Origin of the sequence: Herbaspirillum lusitanum P6-12 (genome assembly GCF_000256565.1) — a bacterium.
GTDB lineage: Bacteria > Pseudomonadota > Gammaproteobacteria > Burkholderiales > Burkholderiaceae_D > Herbaspirillum > Herbaspirillum lusitanum.
This window is the reverse complement of record NZ_AJHH01000652.1, coordinates 1-1,135: the sequence shown is the minus strand read 5'-3', so window position 1 is coordinate 1,135 and position 1,135 is coordinate 1. Positions and strand designations below refer to the sequence as shown.

At 61.7% G+C, this 1,135-nt stretch carries 1 protein-coding gene; it reads right to left on the bottom strand.

Going from position 1 to position 1,135, the window contains the following annotated elements; translation table 11 throughout:
• Positions 1–165 precede the first annotated feature (165 nt).
• Positions 166–963 (bottom strand): TorF family putative porin, encoded by a 798-nt coding sequence (locus tag HLUSI_RS0121430; RefSeq protein WP_016835902.1) that lies wholly within the window; start codon positions 961–963, stop codon positions 166–168.
• Positions 964–1,135 lie beyond the last annotated feature (172 nt).

Sequence of the window (1,135 nt, the reverse complement as noted above, 5' to 3'; positions counted from 1 at the left end):
GCCCCCCCCCCCCCCCGGCATGCCGGCAATTGCTTCCTTGCTTCGATGGACGGGCCGTAGTCTTCCGGCGAACGGTAGGGCACCACCGCGTGCGCATCGGGCAGCAAAGTGAAGCACATGAGCAGCGCACTCAATGCCGCTGAAATTCTCCCGTCCATGTCAGCCTCAGAAGGTGCGCGACACCGACAGCACCAGCTGGTCGCGGCCGAGGTTCTTGCCCTTGACCGTGTAGCCGGCGTCCTTGGCGTTGGTGCCGGTGTAGTAGGCCGCCAGCACGTACCCGGAGAAGTCGCGGTTCAGGCCCAGCTTCCAGTCGGTGTACGACAGGTTGGAGGAGTTGGGGCCGGTGTAGCGTTGATGGCCGAGGTGGGCGACGCCGTTGATGCCGGCAACCAGCTCGTGCGTCAGCGCCAGGTCGACGTAGCTGGAGCCGCGCGTGTCGGCGCTGCCGAAGGTGTTGCCGACCGCGTAGGAATAGCGCAGCGTGATCCACTTGGCGTCGAGGCCGAGATACAGCTCATTGGTGTCGGCTTTGGTGAAGCCGTTGGGGAAGCTGCCGGGATAAGCGTAGTGAAGGAAGCCGACGTCGCCGCTCAGCGTGTCGTTGAAATCATATTTGAAGCCGCCATAGAGGTCGGCTTCCAGGCTGGCCGAAGCGCCCGGCGTGGTATCGCTGATCCAGCTGATGTTGGATGCCCAGATACCGGCGTAGAGACCGCTCTCGTGCGAGAGATCCAAACCGCCTTGCACGGCCGGTTTTTCATTGGTCTGGGTCAGGCCGCGGAAAACGTACTGGCTGTAGAGACCGATGTTGGCGGTGGTGGTGAAGGCCGGTGAAGAGGCAGGCGCCGCCGTACCGACGCTTTCCGCAGCAGCTGCAGGCAGCACATGCAGCACAGGCAGCAGAGCGGCTGCAGCCACGGCAAGGGAACCGAAACGGAACGGCGCAAATCGGGATGTCATTTTCTTGTACTCCACAAATCAGGTTGATGTGGACCACAAGATAAGAAATGCGGCGTCTAATTCTCATAAAACTTTACGCCGCGCGGATAAACGCGCCGTAAAAAATCGCGGCAATTACATCGCGCTCAGCACCGCTTCCAGGTCATCGTCTTCGGCCGGCGGCGTCGACATG

Coding starts and splice junctions, on each gene's coding strand:
- HLUSI_RS0121430 (WP_016835902.1), bottom strand. CDS start 963: ATGACATCCCGATTTGCGCCGTTCCGTTTCGGTTCCCTTGCCGTGGCT.